Origin of the sequence: Streptomyces sp. NPDC032472 (assembly GCF_040636955.1) — a bacterium.
GTDB lineage: Bacteria > Actinomycetota > Actinomycetes > Streptomycetales > Streptomycetaceae > Streptomyces.
The window spans coordinates 86,485-105,108 of sequence record NZ_JBEZVK010000009.1; the positions used below are offsets into that span (position 1 = coordinate 86,485).

At 76.5% G+C, this 18,624-nt stretch carries 16 protein-coding genes; 14 read left to right on the forward strand and 2 right to left on the reverse strand.

Translation table 11 applies throughout. The annotated features are described in order from the left end of the window. Both AB0F11_RS08165 and AB0F11_RS08170 read left to right on the forward strand, forming a co-directional pair. Positions 1 to 975, forward strand: a complete 975-nt coding sequence (locus AB0F11_RS08165; RefSeq protein WP_362169637.1) for a ScbA/BarX family gamma-butyrolactone biosynthesis protein — start codon at positions 1 to 3, stop codon at positions 973 to 975. Between the two features lie 269 nt (positions 976 to 1,244). After that, positions 1,245 to 1,439, forward strand: coding sequence for a hypothetical protein (locus AB0F11_RS08170; RefSeq protein ID WP_362169639.1), 195 nt, complete (start codon positions 1,245 to 1,247; stop codon positions 1,437 to 1,439). On the opposite strand, the gene AB0F11_RS08175 is transcribed toward AB0F11_RS08170, so the two are convergent. Then, positions 1,423 to 4,938: a BTAD domain-containing putative transcriptional regulator gene (locus tag AB0F11_RS08175; protein WP_362169641.1), complete on the reverse strand. Its 3,516-nt coding sequence runs from the start codon at positions 4,936 to 4,938 to the stop codon at positions 1,423 to 1,425. The genes AB0F11_RS08170 and AB0F11_RS08175 overlap by 17 nt on opposite strands. Before the next feature lie 180 nt (positions 4,939 to 5,118). Further along, complete coding sequence (locus tag AB0F11_RS08180; protein ID WP_362169643.1) at positions 5,119 to 6,096, reverse strand: helix-turn-helix transcriptional regulator; 978 nt, start codon at positions 6,094 to 6,096, stop codon at positions 5,119 to 5,121. A 319-nt stretch (positions 6,097 to 6,415) separates the two neighbouring features. Here AB0F11_RS08180 and AB0F11_RS08185 point away from each other — a divergent pair, with 319 nt between their 5' ends. Genes AB0F11_RS08185 through AB0F11_RS08240 form a run of 12 tightly spaced genes read left to right on the forward strand, consistent with a single transcriptional unit; the run spans position 6,416 to position 18,620 of the window. Next, positions 6,416 to 6,619 (forward strand): hypothetical protein, encoded by a 204-nt coding sequence (locus AB0F11_RS08185; protein WP_362169645.1) that lies wholly within the window; start codon positions 6,416 to 6,418, stop codon positions 6,617 to 6,619. Between the two features lie 9 nt (positions 6,620 to 6,628). Beyond that, positions 6,629 to 6,943 (forward strand): hypothetical protein, encoded by a 315-nt coding sequence (locus AB0F11_RS08190; RefSeq protein ID WP_362169647.1) that lies wholly within the window; start codon positions 6,629 to 6,631, stop codon positions 6,941 to 6,943. A gap of 11 nt (positions 6,944 to 6,954) precedes the next feature. Beyond that, the gene (locus AB0F11_RS08195) at positions 6,955 to 7,167 is read left to right on the forward strand and encodes an MbtH family protein (RefSeq protein WP_362169648.1); all 213 of its coding nucleotides are present in this window, start codon (positions 6,955 to 6,957) and stop codon (positions 7,165 to 7,167) included. Between the two features lie 4 nt (positions 7,168 to 7,171). Next, the gene (gene ddaH, locus AB0F11_RS08200; RefSeq protein ID WP_362169650.1) at positions 7,172 to 8,020 is read left to right on the forward strand and encodes a dimethylargininase; all 849 of its coding nucleotides are present in this window, start codon (positions 7,172 to 7,174) and stop codon (positions 8,018 to 8,020) included. Beyond that, a complete protein-coding gene (locus tag AB0F11_RS08205) occupies positions 8,017 to 9,138 on the forward strand; it encodes a TauD/TfdA family dioxygenase (protein WP_362169652.1) in 1,122 nt (373 codons plus the stop codon). The genes ddaH and AB0F11_RS08205 overlap by 4 nt, the downstream gene beginning before the upstream one ends. Then, complete coding sequence (locus AB0F11_RS08210; RefSeq protein ID WP_362169654.1) at positions 9,131 to 10,951, forward strand: non-ribosomal peptide synthetase; 1,821 nt, start codon at positions 9,131 to 9,133, stop codon at positions 10,949 to 10,951. The genes AB0F11_RS08205 and AB0F11_RS08210 overlap by 8 nt, the downstream gene beginning before the upstream one ends. Further along, positions 10,948 to 11,766, forward strand: a complete 819-nt coding sequence (locus tag AB0F11_RS08215; protein WP_362169656.1) for an alpha/beta fold hydrolase — start codon at positions 10,948 to 10,950, stop codon at positions 11,764 to 11,766. Before AB0F11_RS08210 ends, AB0F11_RS08215 begins: the two co-directional genes overlap by 4 nt. Next, positions 11,763 to 12,845: a 4-hydroxyphenylpyruvate dioxygenase gene (gene hppD, locus AB0F11_RS08220; protein ID WP_362169658.1), complete on the forward strand. Its 1,083-nt coding sequence runs from the start codon at positions 11,763 to 11,765 to the stop codon at positions 12,843 to 12,845. Before AB0F11_RS08215 ends, hppD begins: the two co-directional genes overlap by 4 nt. A 35-nt stretch (positions 12,846 to 12,880) precedes the next feature. Then, complete coding sequence (locus AB0F11_RS08225; RefSeq protein WP_362169731.1) at positions 12,881 to 13,948, forward strand: alpha-hydroxy acid oxidase; 1,068 nt, start codon at positions 12,881 to 12,883, stop codon at positions 13,946 to 13,948. Next, a complete protein-coding gene (locus AB0F11_RS08230; protein WP_362169660.1) occupies positions 13,945 to 15,255 on the forward strand; it encodes a PLP-dependent aminotransferase family protein in 1,311 nt (436 codons plus the stop codon). Before AB0F11_RS08225 ends, AB0F11_RS08230 begins: the two co-directional genes overlap by 4 nt. A gap of 58 nt (positions 15,256 to 15,313) precedes the next feature. Further along, entirely contained in the window at positions 15,314 to 16,840 is a 1,527-nt protein-coding gene (locus tag AB0F11_RS08235) for an AMP-binding protein (protein WP_362169661.1), read from the forward strand. Between the two features lie 52 nt (positions 16,841 to 16,892). Then, positions 16,893 to 18,620: a condensation domain-containing protein gene (locus AB0F11_RS08240; protein WP_362169663.1), complete on the forward strand. Its 1,728-nt coding sequence runs from the start codon at positions 16,893 to 16,895 to the stop codon at positions 18,618 to 18,620. The last annotated feature ends 4 nt before the right edge of the window (positions 18,621 to 18,624 follow it).

Genomic DNA, 18,624 nt, shown 5'->3' on the forward strand with positions numbered 1-18,624 from the left:
GTGTTAGCCAGACATGGAGCTTCGTCGATTGCCGCGCTCACCAGCGCCTTGCCTCGGGAGTACGTACACAAGAGCGCGCACTCGGAAGTGCTGCTCACCGGGTGTCGTGCCGTCGGAGCCGACGAGTACGCCATCACCGCCCAGTGGCCGCGCACGCACAGCTTCTACACTCCGGTGGCGGGCCGTCACGACCCGCTGCTCCTGGCCGAGTCCGTGCGCCAGGCGATCCCGCTTTTGAGCCACATCGCCTACGAGGTCCCGTTCGGGCACCGGCAGATTTGGGACACGTTCAGCTACTCCGTCAATCCCGACGCACTGGTGGTGGGGCCGACCCCGGCCGACATCACGCTGCACGTCCGGTGCTCGGGCATCACGCGCCGGGGCAGCAGGCTGGCCGGGCTCAGCATGCACGTGACGGCGACGCGCGACGGCGAACTCCTGGGCACGGCCGAGGCCGCCTTCACCAACCAGCCGCCCGCCATCTACCAGCGCCTGCGCGGGGGTTATGCGGATCTGGAACAGGTTGCCGCCCGCGCCCTGCCGCTCGCGCCGCCGCTCGCGCCGCCGCTCGCGCCGCGCCGCGTGGGCCGCGACCGCTTCCACGACGTGGTGCTCGCGCCGAGCGGTTCCACCCACCGCACGCTGCTGCGGACCGACTTGAACCACCCGATCCTCTTCGACCACCCCGTCGACCACGCCCCCGGGATGCTCCTCCTGGAGGCCGTCCGCCAGGGCGCGTACGGCTGCGCCTTCCCGCGGCAGGGCGTCCTGACCGACATGGAGATACGTTTCTTCCGATATGCCGAGCTGAACTCCCCCTGCTGGATCGAGACGAGCCCGGTCACCGAGGAGCCGACGGACCGCCTCCCGGTCCGCGTCGCAGCCCACCAGGACGGCGCGGTCGTCTTCACCGCCACGGCAACCGTCACCACAACCACGGCCGACGCACCGGCCCACACCTGCGCCGCAGCCTGACCCCCGGGCAGGAGGACGGCGGCCCACCGTCCTCCTGCCCTCCCCCCGTCCGGGCCGCGCCCGCCCGGCGCGAACCCCGGCGCGGCCCCGTCTCCGGAGAACGGCCCTCTGCAGGCGGGCCGTCGGCGTGTCCCGTGCCGGCCCCACGGCGGCAGCCGCCGGCGGCGTATATGAAACGTAGATGGACGGCTGCGAGTCTCCTCGGCAGAACAGCCCGCAAGCCAGCCAGGGGCCGCGCACGGCACCTGGACCGACAGACAGGATCCACCGTGCCGCACACCCGCACGTCCGTCACGCGCCGTCTGGCCCTCCTCGTCCCGGCCGCGCTCGTCGCGCTGCTCGCCGTCGGTGCCACCGCCGGCGCCCCCGCCCTCACCGCGGACCGCGGCACGAGCGTCTCGGCCGACGGCAACACCACGCCCCGCCCCCGCCTGGACCACAACGAGTTCAACAGCCGGGCCTGACCGCCACACCCGTCTCCAGCAGGGTGCGGGCCTCCTCGGCCTCCGGGAGGCCCGCCCGCTCGAACACCTCCAGCGCCTCGCCCGCGTGCCTGAGCCCCTCCTCGCGCCGGCCCGCCGCCAGGCAGACCCCTGCGTGGATCAGCAGGGCGTAGCCGCGGTCGCGGCCCCGGCCCGGCACCGTGCGCAGATGGGCCACGGCCCGGGCGGAGGCCTCCAGCGCCTCCCGGGTCCGGCCGAGGTCGCTCAGCGTCCTGGCGCAGCGGTAGTCGGCCTGCGCGCGCTGGCCCGGGATCCGGACCGCGTCGCACAGGTCGAGGCACTCCTCGTACGCGGCCAGCGCCTCCTCCAGCCGTCCGAGCTCGTGCAGGGCCTGCCCGCGCACGCACAGCGCGTGGGCGACCCCGTGGTGGTCGGCCATCTCCCGCAGTGCCTGCAGGGCCTCCTCGCACGCGGGCAGCGCCTCGGCCGCCCGGCCGCCGCGGATGCGGGCCAGGGCGGCGTTGAGGGTGATCGTCAGGGCGCCCGAGCGGTGGCCCTGCTCCCGCGCCAGGACGAGCGCCTCGTCGAAGCACTCGGCCGCCTCGCCGAAGCGGTGCTCGAACTGGGCGATCACCCCGAGGTCGTTGTACGCCTGCTGCAGGATCGCCCGGTCGCCCGCCCGGCGGCAGGCCCGCACGGCCAGCTCGGAGGCGGCGCGGGCCCGGCCCAGATCGGTGGCCTGGAGCGCCGCGTTCCCGGTGAGGAAGTGGGCGCGCCCGGCCGCGCGGTCGTTGCCGCGCAGCGTCGCGGCCCGGGCCAGTTCGGCGGCGGTCGCGGTGATCCGCGCGTACGGGATGTCCTGTCCGAACGAGCTGAGCGCGACCAGCAGGTCGGCGGCCATCGTCAGCTGCTCCGTGTCCGCGGCGTCCGGCCGCCGCACCACGAGCTGGACGGCGTGCAGCGCGCAGTCGAACTCCGCGACGACCCAGGCGCGGGCCTCGGTCAGGTCCGCGAGCCGTCCCTCCCCCGGTTCGGCGGCCGCCGCGACGATCGAGCGGTGCACCGGGTCCCCGGGGATCATCCACTGGAAGGCCTCGGCCGCCATGCCCAGCAGGTGCTGCAGGAGGCGGTGCTGCACCGGCAGGCCGGGCCCGCGGGCCGGGGCGGGCAGGTTGAGCGCGAAGTCCCGGCCCAGCTCGTGGTGGCGGTAGCGGCCCGGCTCCGGTGATTCGAGCAGGGCGGCGTCCACCAGGGCTTCGAGCAGCTCCTCGGCCTCCGGCTCGGCCAGGTCCAGGGCGGCGGCCGCCGCGGCGAGCCCGATGCCGGGCCGGGAGACGGGGGCGAGCCGGCGGAACACGCTCGCCTGGGGCCCGGTCAGCTGGCGGAAGCCCAGCTCGAAGACGGCGGCGACGGCCAGGTCGTCGGCCCGCAGCTCGGTCAGCCGGCGCCGCTCGTCGGCGAGGCGGGCCACGAGGTGCGCGACGGTCCATCCGGGCCGGGCGGCGAGGCGGGCGGCGACGATGCGGACCGCCAGCGGCAGCCGGGCGCAGGCCGCGACCAGCGCGGCCGCGGCCTCCTCCTCCCGGTCCACCCGGTCGGCGCCCACGATCTGGCGCAGCAGCCCGAGCGCCTCCGCCGGGGTGAACTCCGCGAGCTGGACGTGGCGTCCCGACAGCAGCCCGCCCAGGCGGGCCCGGCTGGTGACGACCACGGCGCAGCCCGCGGCGCCCGGGAGCAGCGGTTTGACCTGGGCTGTGTCCCGGGCGTCGTCGAGCAGCAGGAGCAGCCGGCGGCCGTCCAGGACGGTACGGAAGAGCCGGGCGCGGTCCTCCGTCGAGGGCGGCACCTCTCGGCGGGGCACGCCGAGTGCGCCGAGCAGGCTGGCCAGGACGGTGCCGGGGTCGGCGGGGTCGCTGCCGGTGCCGCGGAGGTCGGCGTAGAGCTGGCCGTCGGGGTAGGCGTCCTTGACGTGGTGCGCGACCCGCAGGGCCAGGGCGCTCTTGCCGATGCCGCCCATCCCGCTCACGGCGGCGACGGCCAGGGCGGTGCGGGCCGGGTCGCTCAGGGCGCCGGTGAGGGCGGCGAGTTCGGCGGCACGGCCGCTGAAGTCGGCGATGTCGGCCGGGAGCTGGGCGGGCCGGACGTACCCGGCCGCGGCCGCGGCCGCGCCCTGCCCCTGAGCGAGGTCAGGCGCCACGGCAGCCCCGGACACCGCGGCCCGGGCCGGGCCAGGGGCCCCGCCCTGCAGCCCGGCCCGGACCCCGGCGTGGCCGGCTCCCGGGTCCCCGGGAGCCCGGGCAACCACACCGGCAGGCCCGTGCCCCTGCGCCCCCTGGACCCCGGCCGGTGCCCCGGCGGGGGACACCGTTGCCGGACCGGCAGCCGCCCCCGGGAACCCCTCGGGTCCCGCAGGCGCGCCCCCGGAGGCCTGCACGCCGCCCGCGGCGACACCGTGCGCCCCGGCCGCAGCCCCCGCCGCAGCACTCGCCGCAGCACTCGCCGCCGCCCCGGCCGCGCCCGCGGCGTACTCACCCGCCGGCCCGGCGGCCACCCCCGCGAACCCGGCCGGTGCCCCGGCGGCCCCGGCGGACGCCGCCGGGAACCCCTCGGGTCCCGCAGGCGCGCCGCCGGAAGCCGGTACGCCGCCCGGGGCGACACCGTGCGCTCCCGCGGGTGCCGTCGGCGCGGCGCCGGAGGGTGCGGCCGGGAGCCGTGCGGGCGGCCGGCCCCCGGGGACGGGGGCCGGGGATGCGGGGGCGGGGAGGAGGGCCGGGTCGCCCGACAGGATGCGCGCGTGCAGGGAGCGGAGGTCCGGGCCCGGGTCCAGGCCGAGTTCGTCGGCCAGCACCTCGCGGGCCCGGCCGAACACGGCGAGGGCGTCGCCCTGGCGCCCCGCGGCGTACAGCGCGCGCATCAGGAGCCCGTACGGGCGCTCCCGCAGCGGCTCCTCGCGGATGAGGGCGGTGAGCTCGGGGACGGCCCGCTCGTGCCGCCCGAGCAGCAGGTCCACCCCGAGGCGCTCCTCCAGCAGGTGCAGCCGCAGTTCCGCGAGGCGCGAGCGCTGGCTCTCGGCGAACGGCCCCGGCACCCCGGCCAGCGGCTCGCCCCGCCACAGGGACCCGGCCTCGGCCAGGGCTTCGGCGCAGACCTCCAGCTCCCCGGCCGCGTGGGCGCGCGCGGCCCTCGCGGCCAGCTCCTCGGCCCGTACGGCGTCGACCGAGCCCGGCGGCACCGCGAGCCGGTAGCCGTCGTTCACGGACTCCAGGACCTGGGCCCCGGTCTTCCCGGACTCCCCGCCCTCCAGCAGCTTCCGCAGCCGCCAGACGTAGGTCCGCAGGATCATCACCGCGGAGCCCGGGGCGGACTCCCCCCAGACCGCGGCGGTCAGTTCGTGCAGCGGCACGACATGGCCCGCGCGGAGCACCAGGACGGCGAGGGTCGCCCGCTGCTGTGGCGGACCACCGGTCAGCACCGGTCCCCCGTGGGCCACGCCCACGGAACCGAGCACGAAGAATTCCACGAGTTCCCCCTGTGCGCGTGCACAGCTCCACACGGCGGTTGGTCCCCAGTCGTCCTGGCCCGCCGATGTACGGAGCGTCATCCTAAGCGGTTCATATGACCATCCCATCGGAATCGGTCACGGCGGCGCGGCGGCGGCCCGGCCGGGCCCGCGCGACGGAAGGGAGGGACCGCGTCCGGGTCACACCCATCCCAGGCGGGCCGCGCGCAGCCCGGCCTCGAACCGGCTGCGGGCGCCCAGCCGTTCGATCAGCGAGGCCATGATCCGCCGGGCGGTGCGGGCCGAGATGTGCAGCTGTCCGGCGGCGGATTCGTCGGTGTGGCCCTCGGCCAGCAGGCCCAGCAGGGAACGCTCCTGCTCAGTGGGTACGTACACGGCCTCCGACGGATCCGCGCCCAGCGGCACGGCCGCGCCCCACTCCCGCTCGAAGAGCGCGACCAGCGGGGCGATCATGCCGGGTGCGGAGAGGAACAGCGCGCCCTGGCGGCTGTCCGCCGGGTCGATGGGCACGAGGGCGTGGGTCCGGTCGACCAGGACCATCCGGGTCGGCAGCGCGGCGACCGTACGGAAGGCCCCGCCGCCCGCGAGCAGCGCCCGGCTGTAACGCAGGGTGCCCGGATCCTCCCGGACGAGGTCCAGCCCGATGGTGCGGATGGCGACGCCGCGGCCGAGCACGAGGGCGTCGTTGCGTTCGGCGGCCTCCAGCGCGGCCGGGGACTGGGGACCGCCCGGCATGAAGGTCAGCACCTCGGTCCTGGCCTCCAGCGCCAGGCGCTCCAACCGCCGCTGCACGGCGTCGAGTCCGGCCAGCCGCTCGACGCCCTCGGCCGGGCGGCCGCCGGGGCCGGCGCCCGCGAGGATCCGGACCAGGGCCTGCTGGTGGCCCGCGGCCTGGCGGTGCCGGCGCACCAGTTCCTCGTGCTGCTGGTCCAGGAGCCGCTGCATCCCGAGGACCGGGTCGACGACGGTGAAGCGGCCGGGCGTCTCGAAGGACGCCTGGACCAGGCGCAGCGCGAACAGCCGGTCGAGGCAGTCGCGGACCCGGTCGGGCTCCACCCCGAGCCGGGCGGCGAGTTCGGCCAGGCCCAGTTCGGGCCGGGCCAGCATCTCCTCGTACACCGTCTGGTCGAGCTCCTCCAGGCCGAGCGTCACGGACATCGGTTCCCCTCTTCGCATGCGGTCGCCCCCGTCGATCTGCGAGCAGCCTGCCTGCGGGAGATCTACGTGACATAAACGCGCCCTCTACGCGCGTCAACGCGGCTCCGGTCAGCTCGTCGACACGGCTCCGGCCGGCCGTCGACGGCGCCTCGGCGGTGCCCGGCCGGGGGCCCGGCCGAGGGCTCGGCCGGGGGCGGGTGTCCCAAAGCGTCCAGGCCGCTTCCGCCACCCCTGAACCCGTTCCCCCAGGTCAACACCTTGGCCAGGATGGAGGCGTGCCGCTCGGCACCCCTTCCCCACTCCCGATGAGGGCACCTCCATGACTTCTCGCGTCCACACCGCCGCCCGTCCGGTCCGCACCGCTGCCGTGGCCGTCGTCGCGGCCCTCGCCTGCGCCGCGCTCGCGCTCACCGTCGGCGGGCCGTCAGGTGCGGACACGGCCGGGGCCGGCACCGTCCGGGCGGCCTCGGCGCCCCTCCCGGCCGCCCCGGGCGCGGTCACGTACGGCCTCATCTGGGACTGACCCGGGCGCGTGGAGCTGACCCTCATCTCTCTCGTCCCGCCCGGGCCCGGCCCCGGTCCCGCGGACGACGGCCTCCTGCTCCGCCTGCTCCGGGGCGCGGCCCGCCCGGGGGAGCGCCTGGAGCACATCAGCGTGCGGAGCGGTCCGCACGGCGTGGACCTCGGACTCTTCACCGTGGCCACGCCCGGGACGACCGCCGCGGAGGCCGCGCTGGCCATCTGCCGCCGCGCGCTCGCGCCCCCCTCCCCCTTCCACGGCTGGCACCTCGCCACCGGACCCACCAGCCTCGCGCGACCCGGCGCGACACCCACCACCACGACGTGACAGGAGCACCTGTGACCAACCCCTTCGAGGACGACGAAGCCACCTACCTCGTCCTCGTCAACCAGGAGAACCAGCACTCCCTGTGGCCCGCCTCGATCGAGGTGCCCGCCGGCTGGACGGCCACCCACGGCCCGGCCGGTCGCCAGGACTGCCTGGACCACATCGAGACGACCTGGACCGATCTGCGCCCGGCCGGTCTGGTCGCCGCGCTCGGGGAGGTCTGAGCCGATGACCGTCCAGCGCACCGCCCGTCCCCGGCACTACCTGATGTGCCGCCCGTCCCACTTCACCGTCGACTACCGCATCAACCCCTGGATGGACCCGGCCAAGCCGACCGACACCGACCTGGCCGTCCTGCAGTGGGAGCGGCTGTACGCCCTCTACCGGGAGCTCGGGCACACGGTCGACCTGATCGACCCGGTTCCGGGGCTGCCCGACATGGTCTACTCGGCCAACGGTGCCACCGTCCTCGGCGACCGCGTCCTGATGGCCCGTTTCCGCCACCCCGAGCGCGCCGCCGAAGCCCCCGCCTACCAGGCCTGGTTCGAGGCCAACGGCTATGCCGAGGTGGTCGCCCCGGAGCACGTCAACGAGGGCGAGGGCGACTACCTGGTCGCCGGGTCCCGGATCCTGGCGGGCACCGGCTTCCGCACCGACCCGGCCTCGCACGCCGAGGCCGAACGGGTGCTCGGCGCCCCGGTGGTGGGCCTGACCCTGGTCGACCCGCGCTTCTACCACCTGGACACCGCCCTCGCCGTGCTCGACGACGACGAGATCATGTACTTCCCCGGCGCCTTCTCGGCCGAGTCGCAGGCGGTGCTGCGCGAGCTGTACCCGGACGCGCTGCTGGCCACGGAGGAGGACGCCGAGGTCTTCGGGCTGAACGCGCTCTCCGACGGGCGCAACGTCCTGCTCGCCGAGGCCGCCCGCGGGCTCGCGGACCGGCTGGCCGAGCGCGGTTTCACGCCGATCGGCGTCGACCTGTCCGAACTGTTCAAGGGCGGCGGCAGCGTCAAGTGCTGCACCCTGGAGCTCCGTCACGCCGCGCAGGCGCCGGCCGCGGGCGGTGCCGCATGAGCCCGCACCCGACCACCCCCGCAGTGGCCCCCGCCGCCGAGGCCCCTGCCGCCGAGGCCACCGCTGGCGGGGCCACCGCCGCCGGGGCCGTCCCCTTCGCGGGCGTCCTCGACTGGCTCACCGAGCCCGGCGCCCCGGCCACCGTCCGCGCCCCCGAGCTGGCCGACGCGGCCGCCGCGCGGGACTGGCTCGCCGAGCACCGCGCCGAACTGCGCGCCGGGCTCGACCGGTTCGGCGCCGTGTACGTGAGCGGGCTGCCGGTCCGCAGCGTCGACGACTTCGCCGTCGTCCGCGACGAGCTGGTCCGCCGGGCCACCCCGTACCGCGAGAAGGCCACCCCCCGCAGCGACTTCGGCTCCGGCGTCTTCTCCTCCACCGACCTGCCCGCCGCGCAGGCGATCCGCCCGCACAACGAGAACAGCTACACGCTGACCTTCCCCGGCCTGCTGCTCTTCGGCTGCCTGACCGCCCCCGAGGAGGGCGGCGCGACCCCCGTCACCGACTGCCGCGAGGTGCTGCGCTCGCTCCCCGCCGCTCTGGTCGAGCGGATGCGCGCCTCCGGCTGGGTCCTGACCCGCACCTACTCCGAGACCCTCTCGGTCGCCTGGCAGTCCGCCTTCGGGGCCACCACCCGCGAGGAGGTCGAGGCGTACTGCGCCGAGAACGCCATCGCCTGCGCCTGGGACGAAGAGGGGACGCTGCGCACCAGCCAGGTGCGGCCCGGCATCGTCCGCCACCAACAGACCGGCGACGAGGTCTGGTTCAACCACATGGCGTTCTGGAACCGCTTCTCGCTGGACGAGGAGCTGCGCGAAGTGCTGCTGGACGAACTCGGTCCGGACGGGCTGCCGTTCGACACGGGTCTCGGTGACGGCGTCCCGCTGACGGAGGCGGACCTGGCGGCCGTCAACGCCGCCTACGAGCGGGCCACCGTGCGTCGCGCCTGGCAGCCGGGGGACCTGCTGATCGTCGACAACGTCCTGACCGCGCACGGCCGCGACCCCTTCCGCGGCGACCGGCGGATCGTCGTCGCCATGGGCGACCCGGTCGCGGTGGCGGACTGCGCCCCGACCGTCGCCCCGCGCGCCGGAACCGTGGCGGCGGTGTCCCGTGGCTGAGCCGGCGAACCTGGTGGAGCGGTTCCTGGAGACCGCCCGGACCTTCCCCGGCCGGGCCGCGGTGCACGCCGCGGACGGTTCCCTGACCTTCGAGGAGCTGGCCGGGCGCACGGCCCGGCTGGCGGCGGCGCTGCGCGCGCTCGGCGTCCGCCCGGGCGACCGGGTCGGCGTGAGCCTGCCCCGCGGCACGGGCTGGGCCGTGGCCCCGCTGGCGGTGTGGCGGGCCGGTGCGGCCTACGTCCCGCTGGACCCGGCGTACCCCGGAGAGCGGCTCGCGCACATCGCGGCCGACGCCGGGCTGCGTGCGGTGGTTGCGCGGGCGGGGGCCTCGGCCGAGTGGGCCGAGGGCCTGCCGGTCCTGGACCCGGACACGGCCGTCCCGGACACGGCCGACGCGGACACGGCGCACGCGGACACGGCCGACGCGGACACGGCGGCGCCTGCCGCGCAGGCCGACGGGCAGCCGTCCGGCCGTGCCGGGCACCCCGCCACCGCGGCGTACGTCATCCACACCTCGGGCTCCAGCGGCCTGCCCAAGGGCGTGGAGGTCACGCACGGCAGCGTCGCCGCACTCGTCGCGGGCCTGGAGGAGCGGGGCGTCTACCCGTCCGGCCACCGCGTGGTCGCCTGGAACGCCAGCCTGTCCTTCGACGCGTCCGTGCAGCAGTGGGTCCGCGTGTGCCGCGGCGACACCCTGGTCGTCCTGGACGACGAGGACCGTACGGACCCGGCCCGGCTGGACGCACTGCTCGACGCGCACGGCGTGACCGACCTCGACTGCACCCCCTCGCACTGGCAGCTGACCGGTCCGCGGCTGCGGCCCGGGCGTCCGCTGCGGCTGCTGCTGGGCGGCGAGCCGGTGCCGGCGGCGATGTGGCGGGCGCTGGCCGAGGACCCGTCCGTGGAGGCCTGGAACCTGTACGGCCCGACCGAGTGCACCGTCGACGCCACCGCGACCCGGATCACCGGGGCCGCCCCGCGCCTGGGCGAGCCGCTGGCCGGGGTCCGCGCCCTCGTCCTCGACGAGGCGCTGCGGCCGGCCGCCACGGGCGAGCTGTACCTGGCCGGTCCGGGCGTGGCCGTCGGCTACGTCGGCCGGCCCGGGCTGACCGCCTCGCGGTTCGTCGCGGACCCCTTCGCCGCCGACGGCAGCCGGATGTACCGCACGGGCGACCTGGTGCGCTGGCGGGCCGACTCCGGTCTGGAGTTCCTGCGCCGCACCGACCGGCAGCTCAAGGTCCGCGGCTTCCGGGTGGAGCCGGGCGAGCTGGAGGACCGGCTGCGCGGCCACGCGGCGGTGGAGGCGGCCGTCGCCGTGGCCCGGACCGGGCCGGACGGCGACACCCTCCTCGCGGCGTACTGCGTCCTGGCTCCCGGGGCCCGGGTGACCGACGCGGAGCTGCGCCGGCACTGCGGGGCCGCGCTGCCCGCGTACTTCGTCCCGTCCGTCTTCGTCACGGTCGACGCGCTCCCGCTGACGCCGAACGGCAAGGTGGACACCGAGGCGCTGCCGCCGCTGCCGACGGCCCCCGCGGCCGGGTCCGAGTCCTCCGGGCGCGCCCCCGAGGGCCCGCTGGAGGAGCTGATCGCGGCCGTGTGGGCCGAGGTCCTCGGGCGGGACGGCGTCGATGCGGAGGCGAACTTCTTCGCGCTCGGCGGCCATTCGCTGCTGGCGCTGCGCGTGGTGTCCCGGCTGAAGAAGAACGCCGGGATCGCGCTGCGGACCAAGGACGTCTACCGCTTCCCCGTCCTCGCGGACCTGGCCCGGCACGCGCAGTCGGTGCACGCGCTGGCCGCCGGGGAGGCCTCGTGAGCGTCCTCGACACCACCGCGGTGCGTCTGAAGGAGACCGCGGACGGCGCGCCCACCCTGGTCTGCCTCGGCTTCTGCGGCGGGGGCACCGCCACCTTCCACGACTGGATCCCGGCCCTGCCGGACGGCGCCGGCCTGGTGGCCGTCTGCTATCCGGGGCGCGAGGGGCGGTTCGCCGAGGAGTTCGCCCGGACCTGGGACGAGCTCGCGGCGGACGCCGCCGCCGGGGTCGCGGCGGTGGCCGGGCAGGGCCCGTACGTCCTGTTCGGGCACAGCATGGGCGGCTGGATGGCCTTCGACGTCACCGTGCGGCTCGCCGCGGCGGGCGCGCCCGCGCCCCGCGCCCTGGTCGTCTCCGCCTGCAACGCCCCGGACCGCGGGGTCACCGACCGGGACCGGTTCCTGGCGCAGGGACAGCGCGACGAGGAGCTGCTCGGCTGGATGAGCACCCACGGCCTGCTGCCCGAACACGTCCTCGAAGAGCCCGAGCTGACCGAGATGGCCGTGGAGCTGATGCGGGCCGACCTGGCCGCCCGGGACACCTTCACCCACACCCCCGGTGCCCGGACCGGCGTCCCGCTCCAGGTGTTCTCCGGGGACGCGGACCCGGTCATCGGCGAGGACGCGGGTCCGCGCTGGGCGGCGCTGACCGACGGCCCGTTCCGCCACGACGTCCTGCCCGGCGGCCACTTCTACACCCCGGAGGTGTGGCGGGGCCTGCCCGCCCGGATCACCTCCCTGACGACCGGGGCCGCCGCGGCCCCCGCCCCCGTCCTCTCCGTGTCCGCCGCCCCGCGAGGGACGGCGGCCCCATGACGAACGGCAGCTCCATGACCTTCTCCCCCGCCTTCGGCATCAGCCACGTCGAGTCCTACGTCGCCGACCTCGCGTCGGCGGCGGCCGAGATGACCGGCCGCTTCGGGTTCCGTGCGGTCGCCCGCGCCGCGTCCGCCGACGCGGAGTCCCTGCTCCTGCGCCAGGGCCGGATCTCCCTCGTCCTCACCCAGGCCGTCTCGCCGCACCACCCGGGCGCCGCCTACGTCCTGGCCCACGGCGACGGCGTCGCCGACATCGCGCTGAGCGTGCCCGACGTGACCGCCGTCTTCGACGAGGCGGTCTCCCGCGGCGCGGTCCCCCTGGCGGTGCCGCGCCGGGACCCCGACGGCCGCACCCGGGCCGTGGTCGCCGGGTTCGGCGACGTCGTGCACACCCTCGTCGAGCCGGACCCGGCCGGGCTGCCCCCGGGCTTCACCCCGCTGCCGGACGCCGCCGCACCGGACGCGGACGGCGAACTCCTGGAGGAGCTCGACCACTTCGCGGTCTGCCTGCCCGCCGGGGAACTCGCCCGGACCGTGGAGTTCTACACCCGCGTCCTCGGCTTCCGCATGATCTTCCAGGAGCTCATCCGGGTCGGCGCGCAGGCCATGGACTCCAAGGTGGTGCAGAGCGCCTCCGGCGAGGTCACCCTGACCCTGATCGAGCCCGACACCTCCCGCGAGCCGGGGCAGATCGACCGGTTCCTCGCCGAGCACGGCGGCGCGGGCGTCCAGCACATCGCCTTCGCCTCCCAGGACGTCGTCCGGGCGGTCGGGGCGCTGCGCGAGCGCGGCGTGGAGTTCCTGAGCGTCCCCGACGCCTACTACACGATGCTCGCGGACCGGCTCGACCTGGCCCGGCATTCCACGCAGGAGCTGCAGCGCATCAGCGTCCTGGTCGACGAGGACCACGACGGGCAGCTCTTCCAGATCTTCACCCGCTCCACCCACCCCCGCCGCACCCTCTTCCACGAGGTGATCGAGCGGTTCGGCGCCCGCACCTTCGGCAACGGCAACATCAAGGCCCTGTACGAGGCCGTCGAGGCCGAGCGGCTGGGCGCTGGAGAGGTCCTGCGGTGAGCGCCGGGCACGACACCGCGCCGGTCCCGGTCCGGCTGGAGGACTTCGCCGGTCCCGCCCGCCGGGCCCTGCCCCCGGAGGTCTGGGACTTCATCGCGGGCGGCAGCGGCGAGGAGCTGACCCTGGCCGCCAACCGGGCTGCCCTGGACCGGATCCGCCTCGTCCCCCGTGTCCTGTCGGGCCCCGGGGGCTGCGACACCGCGGCCGAACTGCCGGGCGGCCGGGCGGCCCTGCCCGTGGCGGTCGCGCCGATGGCCTACCAGCGGCTGCTCCACCCCGAGGGCGAGCTGGCCACGGCCCGCGCGGCGGCGGCCGCCGGGGTGCCGTTCACCCTGAGCACGCTGAGCAGCGTGCCGGTGGAGGAGGTCACGGCGCTGGGCGGGGTCACCTGGTTCCAGCTGTACTGCCAGCGGGACCCGGGGCTCACCGCCGAGCTGGTGCGGCGCGCCGAGGACGCGGGCTGCGCCGCGGTGATGGTCACGGTCGACGTCCCGTCGATGGGCCGGCGCCTGCGCGACCTGCGCAACGGCTTCGCCCTGCCGGCGGGTGTGGCGGCCGCGCACCTCGACCCGGCCACGACCCGCCGGGCCGCCGAGCGCCGGGCCGGGACGTGCGCGGTGGCGGAGCACACCGCCGAGTCCTTCGCCCGCGCCCTGGGCTGGGACGACCTGGCCCGGCTGCGGGAGCAGACGGGGCTGCCGCTGATCGTCAAGGGGATCCTCGATCCGGGTGATGCCGCGATCGCGGCCGCGGCCGGTGCGGACGCCGTCGTCGTCTCCAACCACGGCGGCCGCCAGCTCGACGGCGCGGTCGCCAGCGCGGACATGCTGCCCGCGGTCCGCGGGGCGGTCCCGCCGTCCTGCCGGCTGCTGCTGGACAGCGGGATCCGCGGGGGGACCGACGTCCTGAAGGCCCTGGCGCTCGGCGCGGACGGGGTGCTGCTGGGCCGCCCCGTCCTGTGGGGCCTGGCCGCGGACGGCGCGGAGGGCGTGTCCCGGGTGCTGGGGCTGCTGGCGGCCGAACTGCGCTCCGCCCTGGAGCTGTCGGGCTGCGGCACCCCTGCCGACGCACCCTGGCTGACGGCTCTGGGGGCGGGCCGGTGACCCGCACGGCCGTGGCCCTGGACCGGGCCGATCTGCACGCGTCCCTCGCGGACCCCGCGCTGCTGTCCATGACCTTCCTCAACGAGATCGCGGGACGGTTCCCCGAGGCGGTGTCCTTCGCCCCCGGGCGGCCGACGGAGGACTTCTTCGACCCGTCCGACCTGCACCGCTACCTCGACACGTACATCCACCACCTCACCGCGGACAAGGGCTACGACGGGGCCGGGGTGCGGCGGGAGCTGTTCCAGTACGGCCGCACCAAGGGGGTCGTGCACGAGCTGATCGCCCGTCACCTCGAACGGGACGAGGGCATCGTCTGCGACCCGGAGGCCGTCCTGGTCACGGTGGGCGCGCAGGAGGCGCTGTGGCTCGTGCTGCGCGCACTGAAGGCCGGCCCGCGGGACGTGGTGCTGGCCCTGGACCCGACGTACGTCGGGCTGACGGGCGCGGCCCGGCTGCTGGACCTCCCGGTGCGCTCGGTACCCGAGGGCGCCCGCGGGGTGCGTCCGGAGCAGGTGCGCGAGCGGGTCCGCGAGGTCCGCGCGGCCGGGGAGCGGCCCCGGGCGCTGTACCTGGTGCCGGACTTCTCCAACCCGAGCGGCCACTCCCTGGAGGTGCAGACGCGCCGGGAGCTGCTGGAGCTCGCGGAGCAGGAGGACATGCTGCTGCTGGAGGACAACCCGTACGGGTACTTCCGGGTGGCGGACGGCTCCCGGCCGCCGACGCTGAAGGCCCTCGACACCGGGCAGCGGGTCGTCTACCTGGGCTCGCTGGCCAAGACCTGCTTCCCCGGCGCCCGGGTGGGCTTCGCCGTCGCGGACCAGCGGGTCACGGGGGCGGGCGGCCCGGCGCTGCTGGCCGACGAGCTGGCCCGGGCCAAGAGCATGCTGACCGTCAACACCCCGCCGGTGACGCAGGCGCTGGTCGGCGGCATGCTGCTGGAGCACGACGGCAGCCTGCTGGAGGCCAACCGCCGCCAGATCGACGTCTACCGGCGCAACCTGCGCTGTCTGCTCCAGGGGCTGCACCGGCGGTTCGCCCGGACGCCCGGGGTCCGGTGGATCACCCCCGGGGGCGGCTTCTTCGTCGTGCTCGACGTGCCGTTCCCGGTGACCGAAGCCCTGGTCGAGGAGGCCGCCGTCCGGCACGGGGTGCTCTTCACGCCGATGCGCCACTTCAGCGACCACGAGCGGGCCGGGCGCCAACTGCGGCTGTCGTGCAGCTCCTTGGACCCCGACCGGATCGAGGACGGGCTCGACCGGCTGGCGGCGCTGATCGACGAGCACGGCGCGGCACCGCATGGCTGAGCCCGTCGTCCCGCCCGCACCCCTCCCCCTCTTCGCACCATCCCCAGAAGGGACGTCCATGCACACCGACGACGCGCGCGGACCGCGGCATTCGCTCGTCCGGCCCCTGATCCGTGCCGTCCGGCGCGACCCCGCGGCGGTGGCCGTCGTCGACGGCGGCGTCGCCCACACGTACGGCGAACTCGACCGGCTGTCCGCCGAGATCGCGGGCGGGCTCGCCGCCCGCGGCCTGGGACCGGACGACGTGGTCGCCGTCCACGGCGAACGGTCCTGGGAGCGCTGCGCCGCGGTGCTCGGCGCCTGGCGGGCCGGTCTGGGCGTGGTCTGCGTCGACCCGGGCATGCCCGCGCCGCGGGCCGCGCGGATCGCCCGGCTCTGCGCCCTGCTGGTCCGTCCCGACCACACCGCGCCGACCGGGCTCGGCCCCGCCGAGGTCGCCTTCGGCGAGCTGCGCGGCGCCCCGCTGGAGGAGCTGCGCGAGGGGACCGTCGGGTACGTCATCCCCACGTCCGGATCGACCGGTGAGCCCAAGTCGGTGGCCGTTCCCCCGTCGGTGCTGGCCGCGCTCGGCGACTGGCACGTGCGGCACTGGGCCCACGACCGCCCGCCGCACACCCTCCAGGCGGCCTCGATCGGCTTCGACGTGGGCTACGAGGAGATCGTCACCACCTGGCTGGCCGGGGCCGCGCTGGTCGTGGTCGGCGACGAGGAGCGCCAGGACCCCTTCGCGCTGATGGACCTGATCCGCGAACAGCGCGTCGCCCGGCTGTTCCTGCCGGTGGTGGGGCTGCACGCGCTGGCCACGGCCGCCGCGTTCGAACCGGACGCGATGCCCGACCTGCGGGAGATCGCGGTCGCCGGCGAGCGCCTCGTCGTCAACTCCGAGGTGCGGGGGTTCTGCGCGGCCGCCGGGGTCGCCCTGGTCAACGAGTACGGGCCCAGCGAGACCCACGTGGTCACGCAGTACCGGCTGGACCCGCGGGAGGCCGCGTCCTGGCCCGAGCACCCGCCGATCGGCGGTGCCGTCGCCGGGGCGGAGCTGCTGCGCGAGGCGGACGGCGTGCTGCGGCCGTTCGCGGCGGGCGAGGAGGCGGAGCTGGTCGTCGGCGGGGGCAGTGTCGGCCTCGGCTACCTGGGCGACCCGGAGCTGACCGCGACCCGCTTCCGGACCCTGCCCCACCGCGACGGGACCCCGCGCCGCACGTACGCCACGGGGGACGTCGTCCGGTTCGACGGGGCGGACTTCCACTTCGTGGCCCGGGCCGACGACCAGCTCAAGGTGAGCGGGTACCGGGTGGAGCCCGGCGAGGTCGAGGCGGTCCTGGGCGCGGTCCCGGGGGTCCGCCGGGCCGTGGTGGTGGCGGTGGAGGTCGCGGGCTCCCGCCGGCTCGCAGCGGTGTGGACCCGGACGGGGGCGGACGGCCCCGGGCCCGGGGAGCTGGCCGCGGCGTGCGCGGCGCACCTGCCCGCGTACATGGTGCCCCGGCACTTCCGGCCCGTGGAGGACCTGCCGGTGACCGCCAACGGAAAGGTCGACCGGGCCGCGCTGCGGGCCCTGTTCGCCCCGGCCCGCACCGCCGTCTGACAAGCACGCGCAGGCCCGCGGAGGCCCGCGGAGAACGAGAACGAGGAAGACCATGAGGGGAATCGACGTGACCGAGGCGGAGCGGATCCTGTGCGGTGTCCTGGCGGACCTGTTCGGGATCCCGGAGGTCGGCCCGCAGGACGGCTTCGTCCCGCTCGGCGGTGACAGCATCATCGCCGTGCAGGTGGTCGGCGCGACCCGCCGGGCCGGGCTGCGCATCACCGTCCGGGACGTGCTGACCCTGCCGGACGTGGCGGCCCTGGCCGCCGCCGCCCGGCCGCTGGCCCGGTCCGCCCGGCCGGGTGCCGACGACGGGGTCGGGCCGGTCCGGCCGACGCCGGTGATGCACTGGCTCGACGAGCGCGGCGGGCCCGCCGACCGCTACCACCAGTACCTGGTGGTACGGACCCCGGCCGGGCTGACCGAAGCGGGCGCGGCCGAGGTGCTCCAGGCGGTCCTGGACCGGCACGACATGCTGCGCGTGGTCCGGGACGGCTCCGGCTGGCGGGCCCGCCCGGCCGGGTCGGTGCGCGCCGCGGAGTGCCTGCGCCGGGTGGCGACGGAGGGCCGCGAGGCCACCGTCGAGGGGGTCGGGCGGGAGGTGCACGCGGCCCGCGACCGGCTCTCGGTGGGCGGCGGGGTGATCGTGCAGGCCGTCTGGTTCGACGCCGGAGCCGGGCTGCCCGGGGCGCTGGCCCTGGTCGTCAACCACGTGGTCGTGGACGGGATCTCCTGGCGGGTGCTGACCGGCGACCTCGCCCGGGCCTGGGAGGCGGTCGCCGCCGGACGGGCCCCCGCCGGCGCCCTGGAGCCGGTGGCCACCTCGTTCCGCCGCTGGTCCGAGCTGCTCGCCGCGGAGGCGGCCGGGGAGCGTACCGCGGCCGAAGCCCCGTACTGGAGCCGTGTGGTGCGGCCGGGTGCGGGCATCGCGGGCCGCCGCCCGCTGGACCCGGCCCGCGACCACGAGGACCGCGCCGGGCACTTCGCCCTGAGCCTGCCCGCGGCGACGGCCGGGCCGCTGCTGACGTCGGTGGCCGACCGGCTGGGCGCCGACGCCAACGAGGTGCTGCTGACCGGGCTCTCCCTGGCCCTGGCCCGGTGGCGGCCCTGCGGCCCGGAGGTCCTGGTGGAGCTGGAGGGCCACGGCCGGGAGGACATCGGTGTCGAGGCCGACCTCTCCCGTACGGTCGGCTGGTTCACCACCCTCTTCCCCACCCGCTTCGCCCTGGACGGCCTGGCCGCGGCGGACGCCGAGGACGGCGGCCCCACCGCCGGTGAGGCGCTGCGGCGGGTCCGGGAGCAGCTGCGGGCGATCCCGCGCAAGGGCATCGGGTACGGCCTGCTGCGCCACCTCGACCCGGTCGCCGGCAAGGAGCTCGCCGCGGCGGAGCCCGCGGGCCTCGGTTTCAACTACCTGGGCCGGCTGGGCGGTCCGGGCGGCGGCGACTGGCAGCTGCTGCCCGCCCACGGGGCCCGGCTCGACGCCCCCGGCCCGGGCATGCCGATGGCGCACGCCGTCGAGGTGAACGCCTTCGTCCTGGAGTCGGCGGACGGGCCCGTCCTGCACGCCGACTGGGCCTGGGCCGACGGCGTCCACGACGAGGCGGAGGTCCGGGCGCTGGCCGAGGGCTGGTTCCGGATGCTCGGCGCCCTGGTCGTCCACGCCGACCGCACCGGCCCAGCGGCCGCGTCCACCGTCCCGCCCGCCTCCGGCCTGACGCTCGCCGCGATCGGCCAGGACGAACTGGACGACCTCGCGGCCTCCCTCGACCTCCTCTGACCCC

Bases quoted from the DNA above. Each gene is read 5' to 3' on its own strand.
- AB0F11_RS08180 (WP_362169643.1), bottom strand. From the start codon at position 6,096: ATGTCCGTGACGCTCGGCCTGGAGGAGCTCGACCAGACGGTGTACGAG.
- AB0F11_RS08185 (WP_362169645.1), top strand. From the start codon at position 6,416: ATGACTTCTCGCGTCCACACCGCCGCCCGTCCGGTCCGCACCGCTGCC.
- ddaH (WP_362169650.1), top strand. From the start codon at position 7,172: ATGACCGTCCAGCGCACCGCCCGTCCCCGGCACTACCTGATGTGCCGC.
- AB0F11_RS08205 (WP_362169652.1), top strand. From the start codon at position 8,017: ATGAGCCCGCACCCGACCACCCCCGCAGTGGCCCCCGCCGCCGAGGCC.
- hppD (WP_362169658.1), top strand. From the start codon at position 11,763: ATGACGAACGGCAGCTCCATGACCTTCTCCCCCGCCTTCGGCATCAGC.
- AB0F11_RS08235 (WP_362169661.1), top strand. From the start codon at position 15,314: ATGCACACCGACGACGCGCGCGGACCGCGGCATTCGCTCGTCCGGCCC.
- AB0F11_RS08240 (WP_362169663.1), top strand. From the start codon at position 16,893: ATGAGGGGAATCGACGTGACCGAGGCGGAGCGGATCCTGTGCGGTGTC.